This is a genomic window from Novosphingobium sediminis (genome assembly GCF_007991615.1).
GTDB lineage: Bacteria > Pseudomonadota > Alphaproteobacteria > Sphingomonadales > Sphingomonadaceae > Novosphingobium > Novosphingobium sediminis.
Map to the genome: position 1 here is coordinate 201,104 of NZ_BJYR01000001.1, position 23,090 is coordinate 224,193.

Below are 23,090 nucleotides of genomic sequence, written 5' to 3' on the forward strand. Positions count from 1 at the left end.
GGTCTCGCCTAGCTGACGTTAGTGGGAGGTCTGCTCAGGCGGCAGGTGATCGCGAACCCGCGGCGCTGCCGCGCACCTGTTCGCGCCAGGCGATGATAAGGCCCGCCGCAATGATGGCGGGAGCGCCGATCCACGTCTGCGCCGGTGGCACGTGGGCGAACACGAGCCAGCCCCACAGCGTAGCCCAGCCGAACTGCGAGTAGTCCATCACGATAACGCTGGAGACGCTGCCATAGCGCAGCGCAGCGGTCATCAGCAGTTGCGCGGCAAGGCCCGTCGCGCCGATGCCGCCGAGCATGGCCCAGCCGGCAAGGTCGTGGTGGGGCAGGCCTGTCCACAACATGAAGAGAGCAAGCGGCGGCGCGCAGAAGGCCGAGAACCAGAACACGATGCTGACCGGTTCCTCGGTGCGGCCGAGATCACGCAACTGGATCGAGATGAGCGCGACCATGAAGGCGGCGCCGATGCCGGTGGCAAGGCCATTCAGGGGAAGATGCGCGCGGTCCGGCCCCGCGATGATCATGATGCCGATGAGCCCGAGCAGCACGGCCGTCCAGCGCCATGCGCCGACCTTTTCGCCGAGCAGGACGACGGCCAGCAGCACGGCGAATATCGGCGCGGTGAAGCCGAGCACGGTTGCCTCCGCCAGAGGCAGGATCTGCACCACGCCGAGCGTGAGGAACATGCCGAGCCCGCCGATCAGCGCGCGGCGGGCATGGATCCACGGCCGCTTCGTGCGGACGCGGCCAAGCTGGCCACGAGCGGCGAGCCAGCCGAGGAGCGCAAGGCCGGGAAGGAGTTGCCGCCAGAACAGTGTTTCGGGAAGCGTGATGCCATGTTCGCCGGTGAGCTTCACCAGGAGCAGCATGACCGATAGCGCAAGCATCGCGACAAGGCGCAGGCCCAGCGCATAGATCGGTCTTTGTGCAGTCGGCATGCCCCCCGCCATAAGGCAGGGGGGATACCGATCAAGCCTTTAGATCAGCGGCAAGCCTCAGAGACAGGCTTCGAGGTAAGCCTGATCGAAGCCGAACTGGCGCGCCTTTTCGAGGGTGTAGGGGCGCAGGCCCGAGGGTCGGAATTCACCGATGATCTTGCCGTCCTCGTTCTCGTCGAGATACTCGAACTTGAACAGTTCCTGCGTCACGATCACATCGCCTTCCATCCCGATCACCTCGGTGATGTTGGTGGTGCGGCGCGAACCGTCGCGAAGGCGCTTCACCTGCACGATGAGATCGACCGATTCTGCGATCTGGCGGCTGATGGCTTCCTTCGGGATCTTGATGTCGCCCATCAGGATCATGTTTTCCATACGGCCAAGGCATTCGCGCGGGCTGTTGGCGTGGAGCGTACACATCGAACCATCGTGGCCGGTGTTCATGGCTGCGAGCAGGTCGAAGCACTCCGCGCCGCGAATTTCGCCCAGGATGATGCGGTCAGGACGCATACGCAGGGCGTTCTTCACAAGGTCGCCGATGGTGATGGCGCCCTGGCCTTCAAGGTTCGGCGGGCGGGTTTCGAGCGGCAGCCAGTGCGGCTGCTGCAGGCGAAGTTCGGCCGCGTCTTCGATGGTCAGCACGCGTTCGCCCGGGTCGATCATCTTCGACAGGGCGTTGAGCATGGTCGTCTTACCCGAACCGGTACCGCCCGAGATGACGATGTTCATGCGGCAGGCGCCTGCGATCTTGAGCGCAGTTGCCATCTTGTCTGACATCGAACCGAAATCGCGCAGCATGTCGAGCGTGATCGGCTTCTCGGAAAACTTACGAATCGAGATCGCGGTGCCGCGCAAGCTGAGCGGCGGCACGATCACGTTGACGCGGCTGCCATCCTTGAGGCGGGCGTCGGCCAGCGGCGTGGTCTGGTCGACGCGGCGGCCGACCTGGTTCACGATGCGCTGGGCGATCTGGAACAGGTGGCTTTCATCGCGGAACCGGATCGGCGCGATGACCAGCCGGCCCTTCTTTTCGATGTAGGTCTGCTCGGGACCGTTGACCATGATATCGGTGATTTCGGGGTCGTTGAGCAGTTCCTCAAGCGGGCCGAAGCCGAGCAGCTCGTCGATCAGCACCTTTTCGAGCGCGAACTGTTCGCGCCGGTTGAGCGTGACCTTGAGCTCGGCCAGCACTTCCATGATGATCGGGCGGAATTCCTCGGACAGTTCTTCCTTGGTCAGCGTGGCCGCCGCTTCGGGATCGACGCGTTCGAGCAGGCGCGGAAGCACCTGTTCCTTGATCTTGTGGACCGAGGCTTCGAAGCCTTCTGCCTGATAGTTGCCTTCGTTGACCCCGTTGATGCGGTCGGCCAGACGCGTCATCGCGTCCGACTTGTCCTTCGCACCGGTGTCAGCAACATCCATGTTCGGGAGCGGCGGGAATTGCTCACCGCCCATCGGCACCGGAACCGGTGCAGCCGAACCTTCGCCCGCCTTCATCGGACGCGCCACGCCGAACGACGGACGCATTGCAGTGCTTCCCCCGCTGACTCCGGACTTGCGGCCAAATGCGCTCATGCAGATTTCCCTGTTCTCGTAACGGATGACTTGCACCGACAATGGTCAGCACGATCTTCCGATGCGTGGTGAATACCGCCGAAACCTTCAGGATTTCCTAAACAGATCCCGATTTCGCACAGACGGTGCGGCAGGAGGGGGGCGAGAGCGCCCGTCATACCAGCACATACTCCGGAAAGCCGGGCTTTGCGGCGTCCGGCCATGGGACATCCCAGCACTTGGCGGGTTCCCGGATCGGCACAATAGCCGGGTGGGCGGGGCGAATCGCGCCGATCATCCGGTCATAAGGCGCGATGTAGGTGGAATAGCCGCCGGGCACGACGCCGTAGTAGCCGCAGTGCACTTCTGGCGCGCGCGGCAGCAGGATGGCGCGGGCGGTTTCGCCGATTGGCACGACCAGCCCGATCAGGAAGACGCAGATTGCGATCCGGCGGGCGGCCTGCCCGTTCTGGTCCTGCGCGTCCGGGGCCGAACGCAGCACGCCGGCCATGGCGATCGCGATGAAGGCGAGGGACGGGATCGAGACCCGCATCATGAAGTCGATCTTCTCGCCAACTCGGCCAAACGGCAGAACCAGCAGCATGACGACGCTGATGAGCAAAGTGACCCGGTCAAGGTTCCACGATCCGCGCGAGAGATAGAGGACGCACAGGAACGGCACGACCTCGAACAAGTAGAACAGGACATAGGCCTGCACGGGATAGTGCGAGGTGCCGCTGGGAACACCGCCGAGCCCGCTCGCCAGATAGAGCAGCGAGGGCAGGGCAAGCGCGACAGAAACGGCGGGCAGGAAGATGTCGGCGGGCCTGATCCGGCGAGCAAAAAGTTCGCCAAGCCCGGCTGCGATCACGAACGGCACGATGCCGAGACCGCCCAGCGGCGACATCAGTGCCAGCGCGGGAACGAGGCTCAGCATAACCGCCAGCGGCATCTTGCCTGCTCGCCAGCTGAGGTAGAACGCTGCACCGATCCATCCGGCAAGCGCGTGCTGCGGAACCCAGTAGGCCAGCGTCACCACGGCGGTGTACTGCATCAGATCCCATTGCTCGAGGTGGACGAGCGCGCTGCCGCCGTAGATCAGCTGCCCGATGAGATCGAGGCCGCTGAAGCCGAGCACAAGCAGGAGGGTCAGCCAGGGGCGCACCACGCCGGCAAACAGCGGCGCGGCAAGCGCCACCACCGCCGTCAGCAGCGCGGCATCCTGCACCAGCAAGGCCAGCTGCGCGGCGTAGGAGCCGGCGATCTTTCCGACGAGCGCCGGCACAAGGTAGATACCGACCGGGCAGCGCAGCATCGTCGGCCCGGCATCGGTCTGGTAGGCCCAAGGCCACGGATGATTGACGAGATCGTTGAGCACCGCATAGCGCACCTGCCAATCGGTGTTCGCATAAACGAAGCGCCCTTCACCGCCGAGGATGAACAGGACGAGCGCGCCAGCGAACAGCAGACCGAACGTGCGTGGCTGCACGGCGGCTTCACCGGTCCATCCCCGCAGCCGCCACAGCGCAGCGCAAAGCGCTGCCGAAAGGGTCGCCGCGGCGCCCATGGCGAGCGGTGAAAGCCCTAGCATGGCGAGCAGCAGCACCTGATCGAGCAGCAGGAAGCCGATGATGCCAAGCGCAAGGCTGCGGCTTTCCAGCAGAACACTGTGCGACCGGGCCCGGTGAACGGGCGCCATCGCATCGCTTGCGGGGAAGGGTGGGTTCAGCATCCTCTCAGGGATACGCACGAGCCCTCAAGGTATGGTTAACGCGCATCCACCTTGCGCAAGATCACGGCAGGTTCAGCTCAGCTTTCGACAAGGTGGTATTGTGCGCCCAGCGGCAGCCAGCCGAGGAAACGCTCGAGCGGGCTTAACACCTTGAGCGCGGGCGGAAAGAACAGGCAGAACGTGCGGCGCGTACGGACGAAGCCGGCTGCCACCATGCGCCGCCGCATTTCACCCGCGCCGATCAGCACTGCATCGCGGTCGAACTCGCAGCGGGCTACGGCAAGGCGGGTCAGCGGATTGAGCGGGTTGTGTTCGAACAGCACGATGACGCCATCGGGCCGCAGGACGCGGCGCAGCTCTGCCAGGATGGCGATGTGATGCTCGGCCGGGATGTGGTGGAACACGCAGGCGATGAACACGCAGTCGAGGCTGGCATCGGGCAGGGGAACCTTGAGCCCGTCATATGCGAGCGTGCGCACATTCGGGATCGCCTGCGTATCAACGAGATCGAGGCTGGCGCGCGAAACGTCGAGCGCGATGATTTCCGCATCGGGAAACGCTTCGTGCATCGGCGCCAGCGCGTTGCCGATCCCGGCGCCGAAATCCATGATCATGCGCGGCGAGCGCCCGCGGGCCTGCCACAGCTGCTTGACGTGCTCGATCTTGTAGCTGGCGAAATAGTCCAGCTCCGCTTCCGATACGCCGGTCGATTGGGCATGCTGGGCGCGGTAGTCCTGCGCGACCTTGTCGAACTCGGCCGGGGCGTGCACCGGCATGGTCTCACCCATGAACGCGTTCCTTGATGGTATCGTGGAGCTGGTGGACGGCACTGCCGCGCGCACCGCGAACGCCGTGCACCTCGTCGATGATGTAGAGCGGTCGGCGCTTGGCTTCCATATACATGCGGCCAAGATATTCGCCCATGATGCCGAGGATCATCAGCTGGGTGGAGCCCAGGACGAGGATGATCGCCAGCGTCGAAGTCCAGCCGCTGATCGCATGGCCGCTGACCCACGCGCCCAGAACATAGGCCAGCATGAGCATCGCTCCGATCCCGGCGCAGACCCCCATCCATGATGCGATGCGCAGGGGCGCAACCGAGAAGCTGGTTATCGCGTCGATCGCGAAGGAAATCATCTTGTGGAGCGGATACTTGGTCTCGCCCGCAAAGCGCGCGTCGCGATCATAGGGGAGGGCAACCTGCCGGAACCCGACCCAGCTCACCATGCCGCGCACGAACCGGTAGCGCTCCGGCATGGCCTGCAGCACATTGAGCACACGGCGGGTCATCAGGCGGAAATCGCCCGTATCGCGCGGGATATCGACATCGACCAGCCGGTCGAGCAGGCGGTAGAAGGCAGAGGCGGTCGCACGCTTGAACGCGGTCTCGCCGTCACGCTTGCGCCGCTGGCCATAGACGACATCGTGGCCGGCGCGGATGAGTTCGAGCATCGGGCCGATCAGTTCGGGGGGATCCTGCAGATCGGCGTCGAGCACGAAGATCAGCTCTCCAGCCGCCTGCGCGAGGCCCGCAGTCAGTGCCAACTGGTGCCCGTGATTGCGCGCAAGGTTGACGCAAAGGACGCGCGGATCGGCATCGGACAGCGCAACCATGCCCGCCCAGGTCGCATCGCGGGAGCCATCGTTGACGAGCACAATCTCGAAATCATGCGCAAAATGGGGTTCGATCGCGGCGATCAGCCGGCGGTGCAGTTCCTGCAGCCCCTCGGCTTCGTTGTAGCAGGGCACGACGACGGAAAGCGCGGGGGCCTGCGCAGGGGAGTGCGCTGATCCGTGCAGCGCGGCTGCGGCATCGCGTCCGTGCTGTTCCACCATCAAACTACCTCCTGCAATGCGCGAATGGTACGCAAAGCTTGGTAAACAAGCCGTAAAGAAGCCTCAACGAGCCTTTGATGCAAGGCTGTCGCGTCGCCATGCCACTGATTGTGGAACATGACCAGTATCGAGGGTTGCGCGTAAGGCCGCTTCCCGCAAAGAGGCTGGAACGGGGAGGGGCGATTGCGCAACCAGACGAGAGACGGACTGCTGCTCGCCCTTGGCGGTTTCGCATTCCTTTCGACCGGCGATACGCTGGTCAAGTCGATGACGGGGCTCTGGCCCGGACCGGCGATTGCAGCGCTGCGCTATGTCATCGGCACATTGGGCCTAAGCGCCTTGCTCTATTGGCGTGAAGGCTGGGGCGGTTTCCGCATGGAGCGGATGGGCTGGCATGCGGTGCGCGGGTTCGGCGTTGCGTTTTCGGCCACCACCTTCTTCACTGCCGTGCAGATCATGCCGATTGCGGAGGCAACTGCGATCTCCTTCACCAGCCCGATGGTGACGGCGCTGCTCGCTGCCGCGCTGATCGGCGAACCGATGCGACGCGAGACCTGGATTGCCAGCCTGGTGGCCTTTGCCGGCGTGCTGATCGTGCTGCGGCCCAACTTTGCCGTGATCGGACCGGCGGCCATGCTCCCCCTGTTCGCGGCTGTTGGCATGGCGCTGCTCATCATTGGCAACCGGGCGGTGCTAGGCCGCGGCTCGGCGCTTTCCATGCAGGTCAACGTGGCGATCTTTGCCACGCTTTTCCTCGTTCTGTTCACGCTCATCGGCCATTTCAGCGGGATTGCCATGCTCCATGTCGGCCCGCCGCCGTGGAGCGTTGTCGCCAAGAGCGCGATAATCGCGGTTACGGGCAGCACCGCGCACGCGCTGATTTATTTTGCCACCTCGCGGATCGGCGCCGCCACCGTGGCCCCGATGACCTACTTCCAGCTCATCATGGCGGGCTTTTATGGCTGGCTGCTGTTTCACGAACAGCCCGATGCGACTGCGCTGCTCGGCGCGGGCATCATTATCAGCGCCGGGCTTTATTTGTGGCGTGCGGGCCAGATGAAAGACGAACCGCAAGGCACGGAATAGCCGTGGCGGAACACTGCTGGCTCTGCGAACGGCCGCTCGGGCGCAAGGTGGAATGGCACCATCCCGTGCCCAAGAGCCGGGGCGGGCGCGAGACGGTCGCGGTGCATCCGATCTGCCACCGCACGCTCCATGCGCAGTTCAGCAATGGCGAACTGGCGCGGATCGGCGCCGATGTTGTGGCCCTGCGGGCCGATCCGGTGGTCGCCAAATTCGTCGCCTGGGTGTCCGGCAAGCCGCCAGATTTCCACGCTCCGACAGCGAGGAAGCGTTAAAGCAGGTCCAGCAGCGGCTGCAGACTGTCGAGCAGCACCGCCGCCCGGTCGCGCTCGGGAAGTTCGGTGCCCTTGGCCATGATCCCCGTCGCCATGCCGACAGAGAGCGCACCCACGGCATTGGCCATGCGCATTTCAAGCGCGGGATCGTCGCCAACGACGACCATCTGCTTCGCCGCGCTGCGCGGGAGGTTCATCAGCAGACGCGCGGTATCGAAGGCGACGCGCGAGGGCTTGCCGAGGATGCGCGGGCGCTTTCCGGTCATCGCCGTCAGCATCGCGTTAATCGGGTAGCTCGCGCCGATGGCGCGCCCATTGGCGGTGGCGAAGAACGGAACATTGCTTGCGGTAAGGAGCTTGGCGCCCTTCCACAGCGAATCGCAGGCGGCTTCGAGCGCGGGAAAATCAAACTCGCGGAACCAGCCGGTGTAAACGGCTTCAACGCCATCGGCCTCGTCGGACGGCCCCACTACATCTAGGCCGGCATCATCGAGCGGCGCGCGGCAGCCGGGGTTGCCCAGCACGCGGACCTTGCCGATGCCGGTGCGCTTCAGCCAGTCAGCCGTGGACGAAGAAGGCGTCAGCATCTGCGCGTCTTCCACCGGGAACCCGGCCTTGCGCAGCGATGCGGCATAGGCCGCTGGCGGCTTGGCGGTGCCATTGGTGAATACCACGAAGGGCGTGCCGCGTGCCTTCAGGGCTTCGAGCAGCGCGACGGCGTGGGGCAGGGCATTGTGGCCCCCGCTCTGCGCATCGCCGAGGGCAATCGTGCCGTCCATATCGAAGATGAAACCCGCGGCGTCCTTGAGCCGCGCGGCGTGTTCAGGGGAAATCGTCACAGACTGGCTCCGGCATGAAGGGCAAGGCGGAACGAGCCGCGTTCGATGATGAGGTCGCGCGCGGTGGGCTTGGATGCGAGCTTCTTCAGCAGCGCAATCACCGGTGCAGCCTCGGGGGTGTAGGTGGCGCGCGAGGGGCCGGCGGCCAGCATCGCATCGACCTGTTCGGGCGGTATTACCGCGCGCAGGAGGAACTCCTCATCGGGCATGGCATGGCCGAACTGTTTGCGTAGATCACTGAGCGCGGGGAAGGTCGGCTCGTTTTCCAGTTCGCGCGCACGGGGCCGGTCCATAATCGCTGCGAGTACGGCCTTGTCGATCGGGGACGTCGGCTTGCCGAACTTGCCGAGGCAGTAGCGGATCACCTGATCGGAAACTTGCGCATAGCGGCGTTCGCCGATCACGTTGAACAGCGCTTGGCTCATGACCATCTGCGGGAACGGCGTGACCATGATCGGATAGCCGAGTTCGGCGCGGACTTGTTCGGTTTCGGCGATCACGGCGGGAAGGCGGTCCGCAAGGCCGAGTTCGGCGAGCTGGCGCGCGGTGGTTGTCATCACGCCGCCTGCGATCTGGTGGCGGAGGAAGCTCGCGTCGAAGTTCTGCGGCTGCCCGAACGGCAGGTTTTCGGCAAGCGCGGTACGGTTCCAATAGGACGTCAGCTTAGCCAACGCGGCTCGATCGATATCGACAGTGTGGCCCGCCTCATCGAGATTGGCCAGCATCCGGTTCGCTTCGGGGAGCGACGAGCCGTCACCTGCCGCACCGATGCCGACATGGATCGCGGAAATGCCGAGTTTCGCGGCTTCGAGACTGGAGAGCATGCCTTGCCCGATCGTCGTGTGGGCGTGGATTTCAAGCGGGCGATTGCCAATGGCGGCCTTCACGGCGGGCACCAGCGTCCGCACGCGGTCAAGCGAAAGCAGGCCCGAAGGGTCCTTGATATAGAACAGGTCTATATCCGGGCTCTGGCCGACAGCTCGGGCGAAATCGGCGTAGAACTGGTCGGTGTGGAATTCCGAGAGCGTGAAGGTGAGCGCGCACATCACCTCGGCGCTGCCTTCTTCCTTCACCAGCCGCGCCGCTTCGATCACGGCGGGCACTTCATGCATCGGATCGAGCAGCACGAAACGGCCGACGCCGTTTACCTGCAGCGCGCGGTAGACGAGGCGCATGAATTCAGGATCCGCCTGCTGCCAAGCGATGAAGCGCAGGCCGGTGGTGATGAATTGCAGTGGCGTCGTCGGCATCGCGGACGACATGCGGCGCAGGCGTTCCCACGGGTTGTTCTGGAAGTAGCGGACGGCCACGGCCATGTGGCTCGACGAGGTGAAGTCGATGGCGCGGAAGCCGCAAGCCTCGGTCAGCGCGGCGGCCTGCAGCATGTGCGCTGTGTTGAGCCCGGTGGCGCCCCACAGGCTCTGGTTGCCATCGCGCATGGTCACGTCGACCAGCTTCAGGGTGGTCATTGGGCTAATCCTGTCAGGAAACCAGTGTCGACGCCGCCAATCGCAAAGCGCGGATCGGCGGCGATGCGCGCGTGGAGCCCGGCAGTGGTCGGCACGCCTTCGATGCGAATGCTGGCCAGCGCCGCCTTGAGCCGCGCGACCGCTTCCTCACGGGTCGGCGCATGGACGATGAGCTTGCCGAGCAGGGAATCGTAGAATGGCGGAACCTCGCCGCCTGCCGCGATGTGGGTATCAACGCGAATGCCGGGGCCGGCAGGCCATGCCGCGCGCGCAATGCGGCCGGGGGCGGGGCGGAAATCGGCTTCGGGGTCTTCGGCGTTGATGCGCACTTCGATGGCGTGGCCGAACGGGCGCACCATCGCCTGCGTCAACGTCAAGGGCTTGCCGGATGCCACCAGCAATTGCTGCTCGACGAGATCGACGCCGGTGATCGCCTCGGTAACCGGATGCTCGACCTGAATGCGCGCGTTGAGCTCGAGAAAGTAGAACGAGAAGTCGGTCGCATCGACGAGGAACTCGGCAGTCCCGGCGCCGCAATAGCCGATATGCTGCGCGAGGCGGACCGCAGCGTCCTCGATACCGGCACGCGCTTCTGCTGGCATGGCGGGGGCGGGAGCCTCCTCGACCAGCTTCTGAAAGCGGCGCTGGATCGAGCAATCGCGTGTGCCAAGGTGGATGGCGCGGGTGCCATCACCGAGCAGTTGCACCTCGACGTGGCGGCCCTTGGCGACGAAGCGCTCGACATAGACCGCGCTGTTGCCGAACGCGGCCTGTGCTTCGGCCTGCGCCATATCAAGCGCGGCATCGAGGTCTTCGGCGCGGTCGACGCGGCGCATGCCCTTGCCGCCGCCGCCGGAGACAGCCTTGAGCAGGAGCGGGTAGCCGGTCTGGCCCGCACGGACATGGACCGCCTCGCGCGTTGCTGCTTCACCGCCGGGAAGGACGGGGAGGCCTGCTTCGACCGCGAGAGCGCGGGCGGCGAGCTTGTCGCCCATTCCTTCGAGCGTCCTGATGTCAGGGCCAACGAAACGAATGCCCACCTCTGCAACCGCTTTTGCGAAAGTGGCGTTCTCGGAGAGGAAGCCGTAGCCGGGATGCACCGCATCGCAGTTTGCGCCGACCATCGCGGCGACGACCTGTTCGATCGCTAGGTAGCTCTGCGAGGAGGGGCCGGGGCCGAGAAGCACGGTCTCGTTTGCCATCAAGGCGGGTAGCGAGGCGGCATCGGCGCTGGAGACACCGAGCACCGTGGTGATCCCCATGGCTTTCGCCGTGCGGATCACGCGCAGGGCGATCTCGCCGCGGTTGGCTATGAACAATCGGCGGATCATCGGCTCAGCTCAGCCTGATCAGCGGTTCGCCCTTGGCGACCATCGTCGCGTTGGGGACAAGGATTCCGGCGACGGTGCCTGCGCGCCCGGCGTGCACCGGGTTCATCAGCTTCATCGTCTCGACAATGCCGACGACCGTTTCTGGGCCGACTGCATCGCCGACCGCCACGAACGGCGGCGCACCGGGTTGCGGGGCGTGATAGAACGTGCCGGGTAGCGGCGCTGCCACGGCATCGGGATCGGCGCTATGCTCGGCATCGGCTGCAATGGCGGCCTCGGGCGCGCTCCCGGCCCATTGCCATTCCTGCGTCAGGCTCGTTTCCGCGCCATCGCCGCGCGCCAGGCGCAGGCGAAAGCGGCGGGTAGAGAGGTCCAGTTCTCGGTAGGGCGATGCCTCGATGATCGCCGCGATTTCGGCGATGTCTTCGGCGGTAAGGGGGAGATCGTCGTTCATGTACGGCCTGCCAGAAGTTCGCGCGAGGCGGCGATGATTGCGTCGGAGAACGCGGTGTCGTTGAAGTGCGCGTCAACCGCAGTCACGGGAACTTCAGCGGGCATGACCTCTCGCAGGTACGCGGCAAATGGCGGCGGTACGCTTGGATCCATGAGGTGCCCGGCAGGGCTATCGTGATTGGAAAAGCCGTGGAGCGGGGTGAACACGCGCACCGGCCCCTTGGCATCGCGCACATTGGCCGCGAGGTGGTCGGCCAGCTTCTTGAGATCGTCGATGTTGGTCCGCACGGCGGTCAACTGCGGGTTGTGCTCGTGATAGCGGCGGCCGGGGAACTGCGCGCGCGCCGCATCGATCGGCCCGCCGATGATGAAATCCGCGTTGCCGGGCGCGAGAATGGTCGGAATGCCCTTGAGGAGCGCGGCGCGCCCCCGGTCCGGGCCGGTATCGGCTAGGCCGCCGAAGATGTGGTCGATGATCTCGGTTTGCGAGAGATCGAGCACGAGCGCGACATCCTTGCCCGCCGCGAGGCCGTCCAGCGTAGGTCCGCCGGCGCCCGATGAGTGGAACACCATGACCTCGCAGCCATCGCTTTCCAGCGCCTCACGGATGCGCTTGACGCTCGCTTCGGTGGTGCCGAGCGTGGTGATGAGGACGAGCGGCTTTTCCGCTGCGGCCTTCGGATCATAGCCCTTGGCCATGCCTGCGACCGCGTTTGCGGCGTTGCGGAACACGTCGCGGCTGATCGAATTGAGGCCGGAAATATCAGTCACCGCGTTCATCATCGCGATGTCCTGCACGCCCATGTAGGGCTTGGTGAAACCCGAAGCCATCGTCGAGACGATCATGCGCGGCAGGCCGTAGGGGAAGCTCTGCATGAGCGCACCGGCGAGCGCCGAGCCCATCGAGCCGCCAACCGCAAGGATGCCGGAGATCGGATCCTTCGCGTTCCACGCATGGGCAGCTGCGATCGAGCCGCGGATCATCGCGTCCTGGCACTTGCCTTCGTGGCCGAGCGCGCGGACTTCCTCGATGGTCATGCCCGCTGCCGCCGCAACGTCTTCGGGCGAAATCTCCGCCCCGCCGACGGTGCGCCGCACGCTGGGATCGAGGTGGACGACGCGCACCCCGGCCGCTTCCAGCACCGCGCGGACAAAGCGCGCTTCTTCTTCCTTGGTGTCCTGCGTCACGATGAGCATGACGCTTGGTTTGCTCGTGTCGGCCATGGTTGTCCCTCGCTCTCCCTGTCCCAAGAGTGCGACATCGCGGTTGACTTTGCACCACGGTATGCAATGGGCGCGTTGCATAAGGTGAAACACGCTGACGGGCCGGTTGGCGCGGTAAGCGAAAGAAGCACCGGGAAGAGACGATGCTGGAACGCAAGGTAAAGACCGTACGCGCGCTGGAACGCGGGCTCGATGTGCTGATCGAGGTGCAGGCCCGCCGCGCGGTGAGCCTGCATGAACTGCATCAGGCGCTCCAGCTGCCAAAGGCGACTTTGCTGCGCATGCTGCTCACTTTGGGGCGCAAGGGACTCATCTGGCAGCGCCTTGCGGATGGGGCCTATCTGCCGCATCTCGGGCCCGCCGCGCGCGGCACTGGCAGCGCCGTGGAGCATATTGCCGAGATCGCCTCGCCCTACATGAAGGCGCTTTCGACCAAAGTGGCGTGGCCTTCGGTGCTGGGTGTTCCGCGGCTCGATCACATGGAGATTCTGGAGACGAACAGCCCGCTGTTCCGGCTCGATTCGGCCATTCTCGGACCCGTTGGCGTCAAGCTTTCCTACATCCATACCGCCACGGGCCGCGCCTATCTGGCGGCTTGCGATGAGCAGGAGCGCGAGGCGATCATCGCGCGGCTGCGCCCGAAGGATGCGGCGCCCGGGAGCGAGGACGACCTGCGCACCATTCTCGCCGAGACCCGCGATCGGGGCTATGCGCTGCGCGAACCGCTGCACCCCTGGCCAGACCGTTCGAAGCAGCTTGTGCTGCGGGATGGGCGGCGTTCGATGGCGGTTGCCATCATGGCGAACGGTGCCCCGATCGCGACGATCAATCTCACCTGGCCTGCCAAGCGGGGCACCGACGAGGCGGTGATGCATCGCCACCTTGAGGCGCTGCATCAGACCGCGCAGGCGATCGGCCGGGCAGTTGCCACTCAATCGGTGGGCGCTCCGCTTGCAGGAAATGCTGTCTGATCAGGTGCTTGCGCAAAGCTTCGGCTGACTATTGCACCATGTGAAATCTGTTTGTGTTACTGATTAAATCAGCGCCTTCCTGTGCGACTATCGCACATCACAAAATGGGAGGGTTGAGGCATGCGGCAGTGGGTGATCCGGGCAGGCGCGTCGTCGCTGGACGACATGACCTTGCGCGATGCGCCCGAACCGCAGGCGGGCCCTGGCGAAGTGCTGGTGCGGGTGCGCGCTTGCTCGCTCAACTTCCGTGACCAGATCATCCCGCAAGGGCTCTACATGGGCGGCACCGTGGCGATGGATACCGTGCCGCTTTCCGATGGCGCGGGCGAAGTTGTCGCGGTTGGTGCGGGTGTCACCTCGGTGAAGCCGGGCGACCGCGTCGCCGGAACGTTCTTCCAGAACTGGCTCGATGGACCGCCCAATCCGGCTGCTGGCCCTGCGCTTGGTGCCCCGCCGGCAACCGGCATGTTGCAGGATCTGGTCGTCCTGCCCGAACACGGTGTCGTGCCGCTGGCGCAAAGCCTCTCGTTCGAGGAAGCGGCCTGTCTTCCTTGCGCCGGTGTCACCGCATGGAATGCGCTGATGGAAGGGCCGCATCCGGTCCGTGCAGGAGAAAGCGTGCTCGTGCTTGGCACCGGCGGCGTTTCGCTGCTGGCCCTGCAGATTGCGAAGGCGGCGGGTGCCAAGGTGATCGCAACCAGTTCATCGGATGAGAAACTGGCCCGTGTGAAGCTGCTCGGTGCGGACGAGGCGATCAACTATCGTGAAGTACCCGAATGGGGTGCGGCAGCGGCGAAGCTGGCTGGCGGCGGCGTCGATCATGTCGTCGAGGTCGGCGGCGCGGGGACGCTGGCGCAGAGTATCGCGGCGGTCGGTTTTAACGGCGAGATCGCGCTGATCGGCGTGCTGACGCGCGAGGGCAATACCAATCCGCATGGCCTGATGTTCAAGGGCGGCTCGATCCGCGGCATTTTCGTCGGTTCGCGCGGGATGGCGAGCCGGCTCCACAGCTTCATCGACACGCACGGCATCAAGCCGGTGATCGACCGCACGTTCGGCATTGAGCAGGCCATCGATGCCTACCGTTACCAGTCATCGAGCGCCTTGTTCGGCAAGGTCGTGATTACGCTCTAGCGAGCAAGCGCCTGACCGAAAAACAGCGGCGGGCATGAAGGAAGGGGATCGAGAGGCAATGGCGCAGGCACTGGGCTTTGGACAACGCATCGGGGGCGTGGTGCAGACTGCGTTCGTCGTTGCCGACATCCGCGCCGCGATCTCTCATTTCCAGCGCGACCTCGGGGCAGGGCCGTTCTACCTGCTCGATCATTTTCTGGGCGAAGGGCAGATCTATCGCGGTGCGCCTTCCGAGGCCGATGTCGCCATTGCGATGGGCTTTGCCGGGCACATGCAGATCGAACTCATCCAGCCGCTGGATGATCATCCGTCCGTTTATCGTGAAGTGATCGAGCAGCGCGGCTACGGCTTCCACCATTTCGGCATCGCGTTCGAGGACGTCGACGCTGCGCTGCCCGATTATCTCGATCGCGGCCACGCATTGGCTTTCCGCGCGCCGGTGCCGACCGGTGGCTCGGTCGCATATCTGGACAACATCGATCCTGCGGGGCCGGGTTTCCTCGAGCTGATCCCGGCAACCGAGGGCATGAACATGTTTTTCACCGCGCAATGGCAAGCGGCGCAGGACTGGGATGGCAGGACCGATCCCGTGAGGCCGTTCCTGTGAGCGGCGCGCAGCAACGCGCGAGTGGTGGCTATCAGGCCTGGGTTGTCGGGCTGCTGAGCCTCAACTTTGGCATCCTGTTTTTCGATCGCAATGCGCTCAACTTCCTGATGCCCTATGTGCAGCCCGATCTGCACTTGTCGAACACGCAGGTTGGCATGTTCAGCTCGGCACTGTCGTTGACCTGGGCGCTCTCGGGTCTTGCGGTTGGGCGGATTTCGGACAAGCTCGGTTCGAAGAAACCGGTGGTCGTCGTCGCGACGATTGCGTTCTGCTTGTGCTCGTTCGCATCGGGTCTTGCCTCATCGTTCTTCATGCTGCTCGGTGCGCGCCTGCTGATGGGCGCGGCGGAAGGCGGCGTGATGCCGGTCAGCCATTCGATGATCGTCAGCGAAGTCGCGCCCGAGCGGCGCGGTCTTGCGATGGGCGTGGCGCAGAACCTTGGTTCGAACCTGCTTGGTTCGGGCCTTGCGCCGCTGCTGCTGGTGCCGGTTGCTGCCACTTATGGATGGCGTGAGGGCTTCTATCTGGCCGCCGCGCCGGGCCTCATCACCGCGATCCTGATCTGGTTCACCTTGCGCGAACCGCCCGCCGAAACCCACGATGATGCGCAGCCCAAGGTGCCGCTCTCGGAAGCGTTTCGCCACCGCAACGTCGTGCTCTGCGCGATCATTTCGGTGCTGCTCGTTTCGTACCTCGTGGTGTGCTGGGCGTTCATGCCGCTCTACCTCACCAAGGTGCGCGGTTTCGCGCCCGAGACGATGGGCTGGCTGATGGCGACGCTCGGCCTCTCTGCGGGGCTGGGCAGCTTCGTTGTTCCCGCGATTTCGGATGCCATTGGCCGCCGCCCGGTGATGATCGGGTTTGCGTTTCTTGGCGTGATCCTGCCGCTGGGCGGGCTCTACTACACCGGTTCGGCGTGGGTGCTGGCGGCGATCTTCTTCTTCGGATGGGGGCTCAACGGGCTGTTCCCGATGTTCATGGCGACGATCCCGTCCGAGTCCGTCGACCCGCGCCTGACCGCGACACTGACCGGTGTCGTGATGGGCACCGGCGAAGTTCTGGGCGGGGTGCTCAGCCCCTTCCTCGCCGGCGCGCTTGCCGATGTCTACGGCCTGTCTGCCGCGCTCTGGCTGATGCTCGCGCTGTGCATCCTTGCCGGGATCTGCGCGCTTGGCCTTGTCGAATCCGCCCCGCGCGTCGTCGCCCGCCGCGCTCCCGTTCCCGCCTGACCTCGCTGCAAAGGACGCCCCCGCCATGACAGCAGTGCAGAAATTCGCCACCGAAGGAATTGCCCCGCCCGAACGGCTCGCGTTCTGGAACGAGCTGGTCGACCGCGTCTACAGCGGCACGTACGTCAAGAGCAGAAGCGGTGATTTCAGCGGTGAGATGTGGACCTGGCAGGTCGGCGATCTTGCCATGATCCGCCCGCGTTCGACGGCATCGTTCGTCGGCCGCGATCCGCGCTATACTGCGGACGAGCGGCTGATCCTGCACCTCCAGTGCCGCGGCTCCAGCAGCCACCGCCAGAGCGGAACCGAGACCTTGCTCGGCGCCGGAGACTTCGTGATCGCCTCCCCGCATGAGGCCTACGCGATCGACCTTGCCGCACACGAACTGCTGGTGGTCGAATTCCCCCGTGCGCCGCTGGCGGAGCGTTTTCCCGGGATCGATGATGCTCTGCGCCAGCGCATGAGCGGGGAAACGCCGGGTGCGCGGGTGTTCCACGATTTTCTCTTGTCGCTGTGGCGACAGAGCCAGCAAGGCTTTGCCGATCCCGACTGGCAGGATGGGGTGAGCCAGGTGTTCTATGACCTCGTCGCGCTCGCCATGCGCGGTGCGACCCGTCCTGATGCCGCAGCGCCTGCCGCAGATAGTGCGCTGCACCGCCGCGTGCTCGGGATTGTCGAGGCGCAACTGGCCGATCCGGCCCTGCGCACGCTCAGCCTTGCTTCGGCTTGCGGCGCGTCGGTGCGGACGATCCAGAACCTGTTTGCCGGCATGGGCACCACGCCGAGCGCCTACATCCTCGAGCGCCGCCTCGCCCGGGCTGCCGAGCGCCTTGCCGCAGCGCCGGGCGCAAGCATAACCGAAGTCGCCTTTGATCTGGGCTTCAACGATAGCGCCTACTTCGCGCGGGCTTTCCGCCAGCGCTTTGGCGTTTCACCACGTGAATGGCGGCGCAAATAGGTCGAATTGCGCTTTAGTCCTGATCGCCTTGCGCTCCAGTGCAAGCCGGTCGGTCCGAAGCGGCGTAAGCATACGAATGCGCATGTCCGTCCGTCCTCCGGACGAAACGGTCAGTGACATTTTTACAGGGAGAGCAACATGAGACGAACAACGGTATCGCTTGCCGTGCTCGCCGCAGCGCTGGGCACACCGGCCTTCGCGCAAAGCGCACCGCAGGCCCAGGCTGAAGCCGCGCCCGAAGGCGGCATCGCGGAAATCGTCGTGACGGCGCAGAAGCGCGCGGAAAACGTGCAGGACGTGCCGATCGCGATCACGGCGTTTACCTCGAATGCGCTGCAGGAGCGCGCGGTCACCAGCGTTGCGGCGCTGTCCAATCTTGCGCCCAACGTGACGCTGGACGCCGGCACGCCCTTCTCGGGTTCGACGGCGGTGCTTTCGGCCTATATCCGCGGCATCGGCGCAAACGACTTTGCGTTCAACATCGATCCGGGCGTGGGCATCTACCTCGACGGCGTCTACCTCGCCCGCTCGGTCGGCGCGAACCAGGACCTGCCGGACGTCGAGCGCATCGAAGTGCTCAAGGGCCCGCAGGGTACGCTCTTCGGCCGCAATACCATCGGCGGCGCGATCTCGATCGTCACGCATGATCCGGGCAAGGAATTCCGCTTCGTCGGTGACGTCACTGTCGGCCGCTTCAGCCTCGTCCAGACGCGCGGCACGGTCGACCTGCCGATTGCCGACGGCCTCGGCGCTTCGGTCAGCTTCTCGACCAAGAACCGCAGCGGCTACCTCCAGCGCATCGCGTATCCGGGGGCCAGCAACTACGCCTCGACGAACATCCAGAACTACAAGGCTGCCGGCTACAACAACGCCGGGCTCGGCACTGAAGGCGGCGACGGCAACTGGAACCTGCGCGGCAAGCTGAAGTACGACAAGGGTCCGTTCACCGCGACCCTCTCTGCCGACTACACCAACGTCGATCAGAGCCAGATCGCCAACACGCTCATCAAGACCACGCCGGCGGTCTTTGCGGGCACCTACAACTGCGCGATCATCGCTTCGTCGACCGACTGCGGCGGCGGCCCGCCCGCTTTTGCCTATATCGGTGGCATCGGCGGCCTGAACTCGATCTTCGACAACCCGACCGTCTACGGCGTCAATGTCGATGCGGATCCCAAGAACAACCGCCTGCCTTATGATGATCGCTTCCTGACCGGCGACATCGACAAGAGCTATGCCAACGGCAACAACTACTCGAAGCTGAAGTCCTACGGCGGCTCGCTGACACTGCAGTATGACCTCAGCGATTCGATCACGCTGAAGTCGATCACCGGCTACCGCGAACTGCACTGGAACGTGGGCACCGACCTCGACGGGTCGCCGCTCAACTTCCTGCACACCAGCTTCACCACCGACCAGTGGCAGTTCAGCCAGGAGCTCCAGCTCCTCGGCAATGCCATGGACAAGAAGCTCAACTACGTGCTCGGCGCCTACTTCTTCAAGGAAGCGGGCAACCTGCACGACTACGTGACCTTCGCGGAAGGCCTGCTGCAGGTCGATGGTCCGAACAATCTCTCGACCAAGAACTACGCGTTCTTCGGTCAGGTGGATTACAAGTTCAACGACATGTTCGGCATCACGCTAGGCGGCCGCTACACGCACGAGGACAAGGAATTCGAAGGCTTCCAGTCCGACGCCAACGGCCTCACCTACAAGATCCTGAACTTCCTCGCCGGGATCGGAGCCGGCCCGCCAGCTTGCGCCAACATCGATCCGATCAGCGACGATTGCCGCATTGCCGCCGGGTTCCCGAACCAGGGCCAGCCGCTTCGCTACTACGTCGCGGGTGTGCAGAAGAAGAAGTTCAACAACTTCGCGCCCAAGGTCGGTCTCCAGTTCCACCCGAACGACGACGTGATGGTCTATGCCAGCTGGTCGAAGGGCTACAAGACCGGTGGCTGGACGACGCGCCTCTCCAACCCGCTGCCCTATGCTCCGGGCTTCGGTGAGGAAAAGGCGACCACGTATGAACTGGGTGTCAAGTCGACCCTGCTCGACCGCCGCCTCCAGATCAACGCGGCGGTGTTCCAGACCGACTACAAGGGCATCCAGCTGAACTTCCAGCAGGGCGTCTCGCCGACCATCCAGAACGCGGGCGATGCCAAGATCAAGGGTTTCGAGGTCGAAGTGACCGCGGCGCCGGTCGATGGCTTCACCCTCACGGGTTCTGTTGGTTACCTCGATGCCAAGTACACCTCGGTCCTCGGGCCGGCACAGGTTGCCGCAAACCCGTTCCAGGCCGGCGTGTTCCCGGGCGGAGAGCTGCCCAAGACGCCGAAGTGGAAGTTCAACATCAGTCCGCGTTACGAGGCGAAGTTCGAGAACGGCAGCAAGCTGATCTTCGTGGCGGACTTCACCCACTCGACCTCGCTGTGGAACGATACCGAGCGTGCCTATCTGCTGCAGCGTGCGGCGACGGACATCCTCAACGGTTCGATCACCTACAAGGAGCCGGGCGAGCACTGGGATCTGACTGTCGGCGGGACCAACCTCACCGACACCCGCTATCTGGTGACCGGACAGGCCCAGATCGCCGGTGGCCAGTTCTACGGCACCTACAGCCGTCCGCGTGAGTGGTACGCGCGGCTTGGCGTGAAGTTCTGAGCTGAGTGAAACAGGGGGCGGGTGCCGGAAGGTTCCCGCCCTACTGGCAAGTGGAGAGAGAAAAATGCCTGAAACCGCCCACTCCGAGTTCTGGAAAGGCATCAAGCCGGTCGAGAAGGTCTTCCGGGAAGGCGGGCTTCCCGAAGTCTACATGTCCAAGATCGCCGAGGGTGACGAGCGCTACTGGGTTCCGATCAGCGAGACGGTGAGCTCCAAGCCCGTCTGGATCAGCCCGACCAAGAACATGTGGGCCGATGTGCTCATGTCGAAATCCGCTGGCCTCGTGAACCGTCACTATCACCCGCACCCGATCTGGGCCTACACGATCAGCGGCAAGTGGGCCTATCTCGAGCATGACTGGACCGCGACCGCGGGCGATTTCATCTACGAGACGCCGGGCGAGAGCCACACGCTGGTCTGCTATGAGCACGAAGATCCGATGAAGGTGTTCTTCGTCGTCTCCGGCCCGCTGATGTGGCTGGATGATGATGGCAACACCACCGGCCACTTCGATGTGTTTGACTACATCAAGAACGCGCGCGAGCATTACGACCGGGTCGGCATCGGCGCCGACTATGTCGATACGCTTATCCGCTGAAGAGGAGCGCCCGAAATGAACGTGATGACTGCACCGCCTTCGTCCAAGAAGGAAATCGTCGATGTCGGCTTTGCCCACCGCGAACTCGTCGCGCGCCTGAGCCCGGGCGGCCGCTATATCGATGCGCAGACCGACGTTGACAGTCCGTGGGTGCCCTTCGGCGAAAACGCCGCGATCAAGCACCTCGCGTTCGACGTGCGGCAGGGCATCTTCTCCAACATCCTGTGGGTCAAGGGCCCCGGCGTTGTCGGGACGCATCTCCATCGCGGTACGATCGTCATGGTCTGCCTCGAAGGCAGTGTTCGCTATCTGGAGTATGATTGGGTTGCCTCGCCCGGCGGCCTGATCCTCGAGGTTCCGGGCGAGAGCCACACCCTCGTCACCGAGCACCCCGAAGGCGTGAAGCTGTTCGGGTGGATGCAGGGCCCGATCGAGTTCTACGACGAGAACGGCAACTACGCCGACACCTCGGACGTCTGGTGGTTCATCAACCACTACGAGACCTACTGCCGCGAAAACGACATTCCCATCAATCCCAAGCTCTATCTCTGAGGGACCGCCAGCCATGGCTACCATGACCGCGCCGCCTTCGGGCGCCTACAAGATCGTCGATGTGCCCGAGCTTTACGGCGCGCTTATCAAGTCCAAGGGTGTAGAGGGCACGTATGTCGGCGCCTCGGAAGCAGAGAGCCCGTGGGTGCCTTTTGGCGACAACGCCGCGATCCGCCATCTGGCGTTCGATGTGCGTGACAACGTCTACGTCAACATCCTGTGGATCAAGGGCCCCGGCGTGATCGGCACGCACAAGCACCGCGGCCGCGTGTGGGCGATCGGGCTGGAAGGCTCGTTCCGCTATCTGGAATACGATTGGGTGTGCAAGCCGGGCGAGTTCATCACCGAAACGCCGGGCACCGCACACACACTCGTGACCGATGATCCGAACGGGATGAAGGCGCTGTTCCACATGCAGGGGGCCAACGAGTTCTTCGACGAGCATGGCAACCACGTCGAGACGCTCGATGTGTGGTGGTTCATGAACCACTACGAGACCTATTGCCGGGAAAACAACATCCCGATCAACAAGCAGCTCTATCTCTGAGGAGAGGCTGAAATGAACGCTGCTGGGGTTCCCAAACTCGGTCCGGAGCCGGTCGGTACGTATCTGCGGAACACGTGGTACGTAGCGGGCTGGGCAAGCGATCTGGGCGATGAACCCCAGCAGCGCGTGTTTTTGGAAGAGCCTGTCGCGCTGTTCCGCGATGGTGAGAGCAAGGCCAACGCGGTTTCGGGCCGCTGCCCGCACCGGTTTGCGCCGCTCGGGCAGGGCAAGGTGGTGGAGGGCACTCTGATGTGCCCCTATCACGGACTGCGCTTCGACGGCACCGGCGCCTGCGTCCACAATCCGCATCCGGGCGGGCAACTCCCGGAAAACCGCCTCGGCGTCTATCCGCTGGTGGAACGCCACGCGCTCCTCTGGATCTGGATGGGAGAGGCTGACAAGGCCGATCCCGCGCTGATCCCGGATTTCAGCTGGCTTGGCGATCCCAAGTGGGAAGCCGTGCGCGGCGCTACCGTCGCGGAAGGGCATTACGAGCTCTACAGCGACAATATCCTCGATCTCAGCCACGCCAACTTCGTCCACCCGGCGCTGGTGGCCGCCGCCTTTACCGAGGGCGACCGCAAGTTCTGGCAGGACGGCGAGACGGTCCATGCCGAGTATATCCGGCTAGATGACTACCTCTCCGAAGGCATCGGCGGGATGCTGGGCCGCATCGGCGTAAAGCAGGATTTCTATGGCTGGGTCGTTTGGCACGCGCCCGCCGTGCTCTACTTCGATTTCCGCGCCGGGCCTCCGGGCACGCCGCGCGAAGATTGCACGCTGCTTCCCTCGCTGCACGCCTTCACGCCGGAAACACCGGATACCACGCACTACTTCTGGGCCACCGCGCGCGATTTTGCGCTGGGCGATGCGGAGTTTACCGCCGGTATGCGCGCCGCGCTCGAATTTGCGTTCGAGCAGGAGGACATGCCGCTGATCCGCGATAGCCACCGGCTGATGCGAGGCCGGGACTTCTGGGATCTGCGCCCGCTGATCCTGAACGGCGATGGCGGCGGAGTGCGCGCCCGCCGCATGCTGCAGCGCCTGATCGACCGCGAACGACAAGCCCAAGCCGCCGAATAAGGCCGCTGTGGCAG

Annotated in this window: 22 protein-coding genes; 12 read left to right on the top strand and 10 right to left on the bottom strand. The window is 64.5% G+C overall.

All coding sequences use genetic code 11. The annotated features are described in order from the left end of the window. Positions 1–34: 34 nt before the first annotated feature. From NSE01_RS00890 to NSE01_RS00910, 5 genes are all read right to left on the bottom strand, one after another. A complete protein-coding gene (locus tag NSE01_RS00890) occupies positions 35–937 on the bottom strand; it encodes a DMT family transporter (RefSeq protein ID WP_246134965.1) in 903 nt (300 codons plus the stop codon). A 57-nt stretch (positions 938–994) separates the two neighbouring features. Continuing rightward, on the bottom strand, positions 995–2,512 hold the full coding sequence (locus NSE01_RS00895) for a TadA family conjugal transfer-associated ATPase (RefSeq protein WP_174811974.1): 1,518 nt from the start codon (positions 2,510–2,512) through the stop codon (positions 995–997). A gap of 154 nt (positions 2,513–2,666) precedes the next feature. Next, entirely contained in the window at positions 2,667–4,190 is a 1,524-nt protein-coding gene (locus tag NSE01_RS00900; protein WP_147157731.1) for a hypothetical protein, read from the bottom strand. Positions 4,191–4,300: 110 nt separating this feature from the next. Next, positions 4,301–5,011, bottom strand: coding sequence for a class I SAM-dependent methyltransferase (locus NSE01_RS00905; protein ID WP_246134966.1), 711 nt, complete (start codon positions 5,009–5,011; stop codon positions 4,301–4,303). After that, positions 5,004–6,059 carry a glycosyltransferase family 2 protein gene (locus tag NSE01_RS00910; RefSeq protein ID WP_147157732.1) on the bottom strand — a complete coding sequence of 352 codons (1,056 nt, stop codon included), beginning with the start codon at positions 6,057–6,059 and terminating at the stop codon, positions 5,004–5,006. Before NSE01_RS00910 ends, NSE01_RS00905 begins: the two co-directional genes overlap by 8 nt. 183 nt (positions 6,060–6,242) lie before the next feature. Here NSE01_RS00910 and NSE01_RS00915 point away from each other — a divergent pair, with 183 nt between their 5' ends. Together NSE01_RS00915 and NSE01_RS00920 are read left to right on the top strand one after the other, a co-directional pair. Continuing rightward, positions 6,243–7,145, top strand: a complete 903-nt coding sequence (locus tag NSE01_RS00915; RefSeq protein WP_147157733.1) for a DMT family transporter — start codon at positions 6,243–6,245, stop codon at positions 7,143–7,145. Between the two features lie 2 nt (positions 7,146–7,147). Further along, a complete protein-coding gene (locus NSE01_RS00920) occupies positions 7,148–7,417 on the top strand; it encodes an HNH endonuclease (RefSeq protein WP_246134967.1) in 270 nt (89 codons plus the stop codon). On the opposite strand, the gene NSE01_RS00925 is transcribed toward NSE01_RS00920, so the two are convergent. The 5 genes from NSE01_RS00925 to NSE01_RS00945 are packed head-to-tail and all read right to left on the bottom strand — an operon-like array spanning position 7,414 to position 12,733. Further along, positions 7,414–8,256, bottom strand: coding sequence for an HAD-IIA family hydrolase (locus tag NSE01_RS00925; RefSeq protein ID WP_147157734.1), 843 nt, complete (start codon positions 8,254–8,256; stop codon positions 7,414–7,416). The genes NSE01_RS00920 and NSE01_RS00925 overlap by 4 nt on opposite strands. After that, a complete protein-coding gene (locus NSE01_RS00930) occupies positions 8,253–9,725 on the bottom strand; it encodes a biotin carboxyl carrier protein (RefSeq protein WP_147157735.1) in 1,473 nt (490 codons plus the stop codon). Before NSE01_RS00930 ends, NSE01_RS00925 begins: the two co-directional genes overlap by 4 nt. Next, a complete protein-coding gene (locus tag NSE01_RS00935) occupies positions 9,722–11,056 on the bottom strand; it encodes an acetyl-CoA carboxylase biotin carboxylase subunit (RefSeq protein ID WP_147157736.1) in 1,335 nt (444 codons plus the stop codon). The genes NSE01_RS00930 and NSE01_RS00935 overlap by 4 nt, the downstream gene beginning before the upstream one ends. A gap of 4 nt (positions 11,057–11,060) precedes the next feature. Further along, entirely contained in the window at positions 11,061–11,510 is a 450-nt protein-coding gene (locus NSE01_RS00940) for an acetyl-CoA carboxylase biotin carboxyl carrier protein (protein ID WP_147157737.1), read from the bottom strand. Beyond that, a complete protein-coding gene (locus tag NSE01_RS00945) occupies positions 11,507–12,733 on the bottom strand; it encodes a Tm-1-like ATP-binding domain-containing protein (protein ID WP_147157738.1) in 1,227 nt (408 codons plus the stop codon). The genes NSE01_RS00940 and NSE01_RS00945 overlap by 4 nt, the downstream gene beginning before the upstream one ends. Positions 12,734–12,876: 143 nt before the next feature. Here NSE01_RS00945 and NSE01_RS00950 point away from each other — a divergent pair, with 143 nt between their 5' ends. From NSE01_RS00950 to NSE01_RS00995, 10 genes are all read left to right on the top strand, one after another. Continuing rightward, positions 12,877–13,704: an IclR family transcriptional regulator domain-containing protein gene (locus NSE01_RS00950; protein WP_147157739.1), complete on the top strand. Its 828-nt coding sequence runs from the start codon at positions 12,877–12,879 to the stop codon at positions 13,702–13,704. A gap of 120 nt (positions 13,705–13,824) precedes the next feature. Beyond that, on the top strand, positions 13,825–14,838 hold the full coding sequence (locus NSE01_RS00955) for a zinc-dependent alcohol dehydrogenase family protein (protein ID WP_147157740.1): 1,014 nt from the start codon (positions 13,825–13,827) through the stop codon (positions 14,836–14,838). Between the two features lie 58 nt (positions 14,839–14,896). Continuing rightward, positions 14,897–15,445: a VOC family protein gene (locus NSE01_RS00960; protein WP_147157741.1), complete on the top strand. Its 549-nt coding sequence runs from the start codon at positions 14,897–14,899 to the stop codon at positions 15,443–15,445. Continuing rightward, positions 15,442–16,674: an MFS transporter gene (locus NSE01_RS00965; protein WP_246134968.1), complete on the top strand. Its 1,233-nt coding sequence runs from the start codon at positions 15,442–15,444 to the stop codon at positions 16,672–16,674. Before NSE01_RS00960 ends, NSE01_RS00965 begins: the two co-directional genes overlap by 4 nt. A 25-nt stretch (positions 16,675–16,699) precedes the next feature. Further along, on the top strand, positions 16,700–17,632 hold the full coding sequence (locus NSE01_RS00970) for a helix-turn-helix domain-containing protein (RefSeq protein WP_147157743.1): 933 nt from the start codon (positions 16,700–16,702) through the stop codon (positions 17,630–17,632). 138 nt (positions 17,633–17,770) lie between these two features. After that, positions 17,771–20,296 carry a TonB-dependent receptor gene (locus tag NSE01_RS00975; protein ID WP_147157744.1) on the top strand — a complete coding sequence of 842 codons (2,526 nt, stop codon included), beginning with the start codon at positions 17,771–17,773 and terminating at the stop codon, positions 20,294–20,296. A gap of 64 nt (positions 20,297–20,360) precedes the next feature. Beyond that, complete coding sequence (locus tag NSE01_RS00980; protein WP_147157745.1) at positions 20,361–20,894, top strand: 2,4'-dihydroxyacetophenone dioxygenase family protein; 534 nt, start codon at positions 20,361–20,363, stop codon at positions 20,892–20,894. A gap of 15 nt (positions 20,895–20,909) precedes the next feature. Beyond that, positions 20,910–21,446: a 2,4'-dihydroxyacetophenone dioxygenase family protein gene (locus tag NSE01_RS00985; protein ID WP_147157746.1), complete on the top strand. Its 537-nt coding sequence runs from the start codon at positions 20,910–20,912 to the stop codon at positions 21,444–21,446. 13 nt (positions 21,447–21,459) lie between these two features. Further along, a complete protein-coding gene (locus tag NSE01_RS00990; RefSeq protein ID WP_147157747.1) occupies positions 21,460–21,993 on the top strand; it encodes a 2,4'-dihydroxyacetophenone dioxygenase family protein in 534 nt (177 codons plus the stop codon). A gap of 12 nt (positions 21,994–22,005) precedes the next feature. Then, the gene (locus NSE01_RS00995; RefSeq protein WP_147157748.1) at positions 22,006–23,076 is read left to right on the top strand and encodes a Rieske 2Fe-2S domain-containing protein; all 1,071 of its coding nucleotides are present in this window, start codon (positions 22,006–22,008) and stop codon (positions 23,074–23,076) included. Positions 23,077–23,090: the final 14 nt, after the last annotated feature.

Coding starts and splice junctions, on each gene's coding strand:
- NSE01_RS00890 (WP_246134965.1), bottom strand. CDS start 937: ATGCCGACTGCACAAAGACCGATCTATGCGCTGGGCCTGCGCCTTGTC.
- NSE01_RS00895 (WP_174811974.1), bottom strand. CDS start 2,512: ATGAGCGCATTTGGCCGCAAGTCCGGAGTCAGCGGGGGAAGCACTGCA.
- NSE01_RS00900 (WP_147157731.1), bottom strand. CDS start 4,190: ATGGCGCCCGTTCACCGGGCCCGGTCGCACAGTGTTCTGCTGGAAAGC.
- NSE01_RS00905 (WP_246134966.1), bottom strand. CDS start 5,011: ATGGGTGAGACCATGCCGGTGCACGCCCCGGCCGAGTTCGACAAGGTC.
- NSE01_RS00910 (WP_147157732.1), bottom strand. CDS start 6,059: ATGGTGGAACAGCACGGACGCGATGCCGCAGCCGCGCTGCACGGATCA.
- NSE01_RS00930 (WP_147157735.1), bottom strand. CDS start 9,725: ATGACCACCCTGAAGCTGGTCGACGTGACCATGCGCGATGGCAACCAG.
- NSE01_RS00935 (WP_147157736.1), bottom strand. CDS start 11,056: ATGATCCGCCGATTGTTCATAGCCAACCGCGGCGAGATCGCCCTGCGC.
- NSE01_RS00940 (WP_147157737.1), bottom strand. CDS start 11,510: ATGAACGACGATCTCCCCCTTACCGCCGAAGACATCGCCGAAATCGCG.
- NSE01_RS00945 (WP_147157738.1), bottom strand. CDS start 12,733: ATGGCCGACACGAGCAAACCAAGCGTCATGCTCATCGTGACGCAGGAC.
- NSE01_RS00950 (WP_147157739.1), top strand. CDS start 12,877: ATGCTGGAACGCAAGGTAAAGACCGTACGCGCGCTGGAACGCGGGCTC.
- NSE01_RS00955 (WP_147157740.1), top strand. CDS start 13,825: ATGCGGCAGTGGGTGATCCGGGCAGGCGCGTCGTCGCTGGACGACATG.
- NSE01_RS00960 (WP_147157741.1), top strand. CDS start 14,897: ATGGCGCAGGCACTGGGCTTTGGACAACGCATCGGGGGCGTGGTGCAG.
- NSE01_RS00970 (WP_147157743.1), top strand. CDS start 16,700: ATGACAGCAGTGCAGAAATTCGCCACCGAAGGAATTGCCCCGCCCGAA.
- NSE01_RS00975 (WP_147157744.1), top strand. CDS start 17,771: ATGAGACGAACAACGGTATCGCTTGCCGTGCTCGCCGCAGCGCTGGGC.
- NSE01_RS00980 (WP_147157745.1), top strand. CDS start 20,361: ATGCCTGAAACCGCCCACTCCGAGTTCTGGAAAGGCATCAAGCCGGTC.
- NSE01_RS00985 (WP_147157746.1), top strand. CDS start 20,910: ATGAACGTGATGACTGCACCGCCTTCGTCCAAGAAGGAAATCGTCGAT.
- NSE01_RS00990 (WP_147157747.1), top strand. CDS start 21,460: ATGGCTACCATGACCGCGCCGCCTTCGGGCGCCTACAAGATCGTCGAT.
- NSE01_RS00995 (WP_147157748.1), top strand. CDS start 22,006: ATGAACGCTGCTGGGGTTCCCAAACTCGGTCCGGAGCCGGTCGGTACG.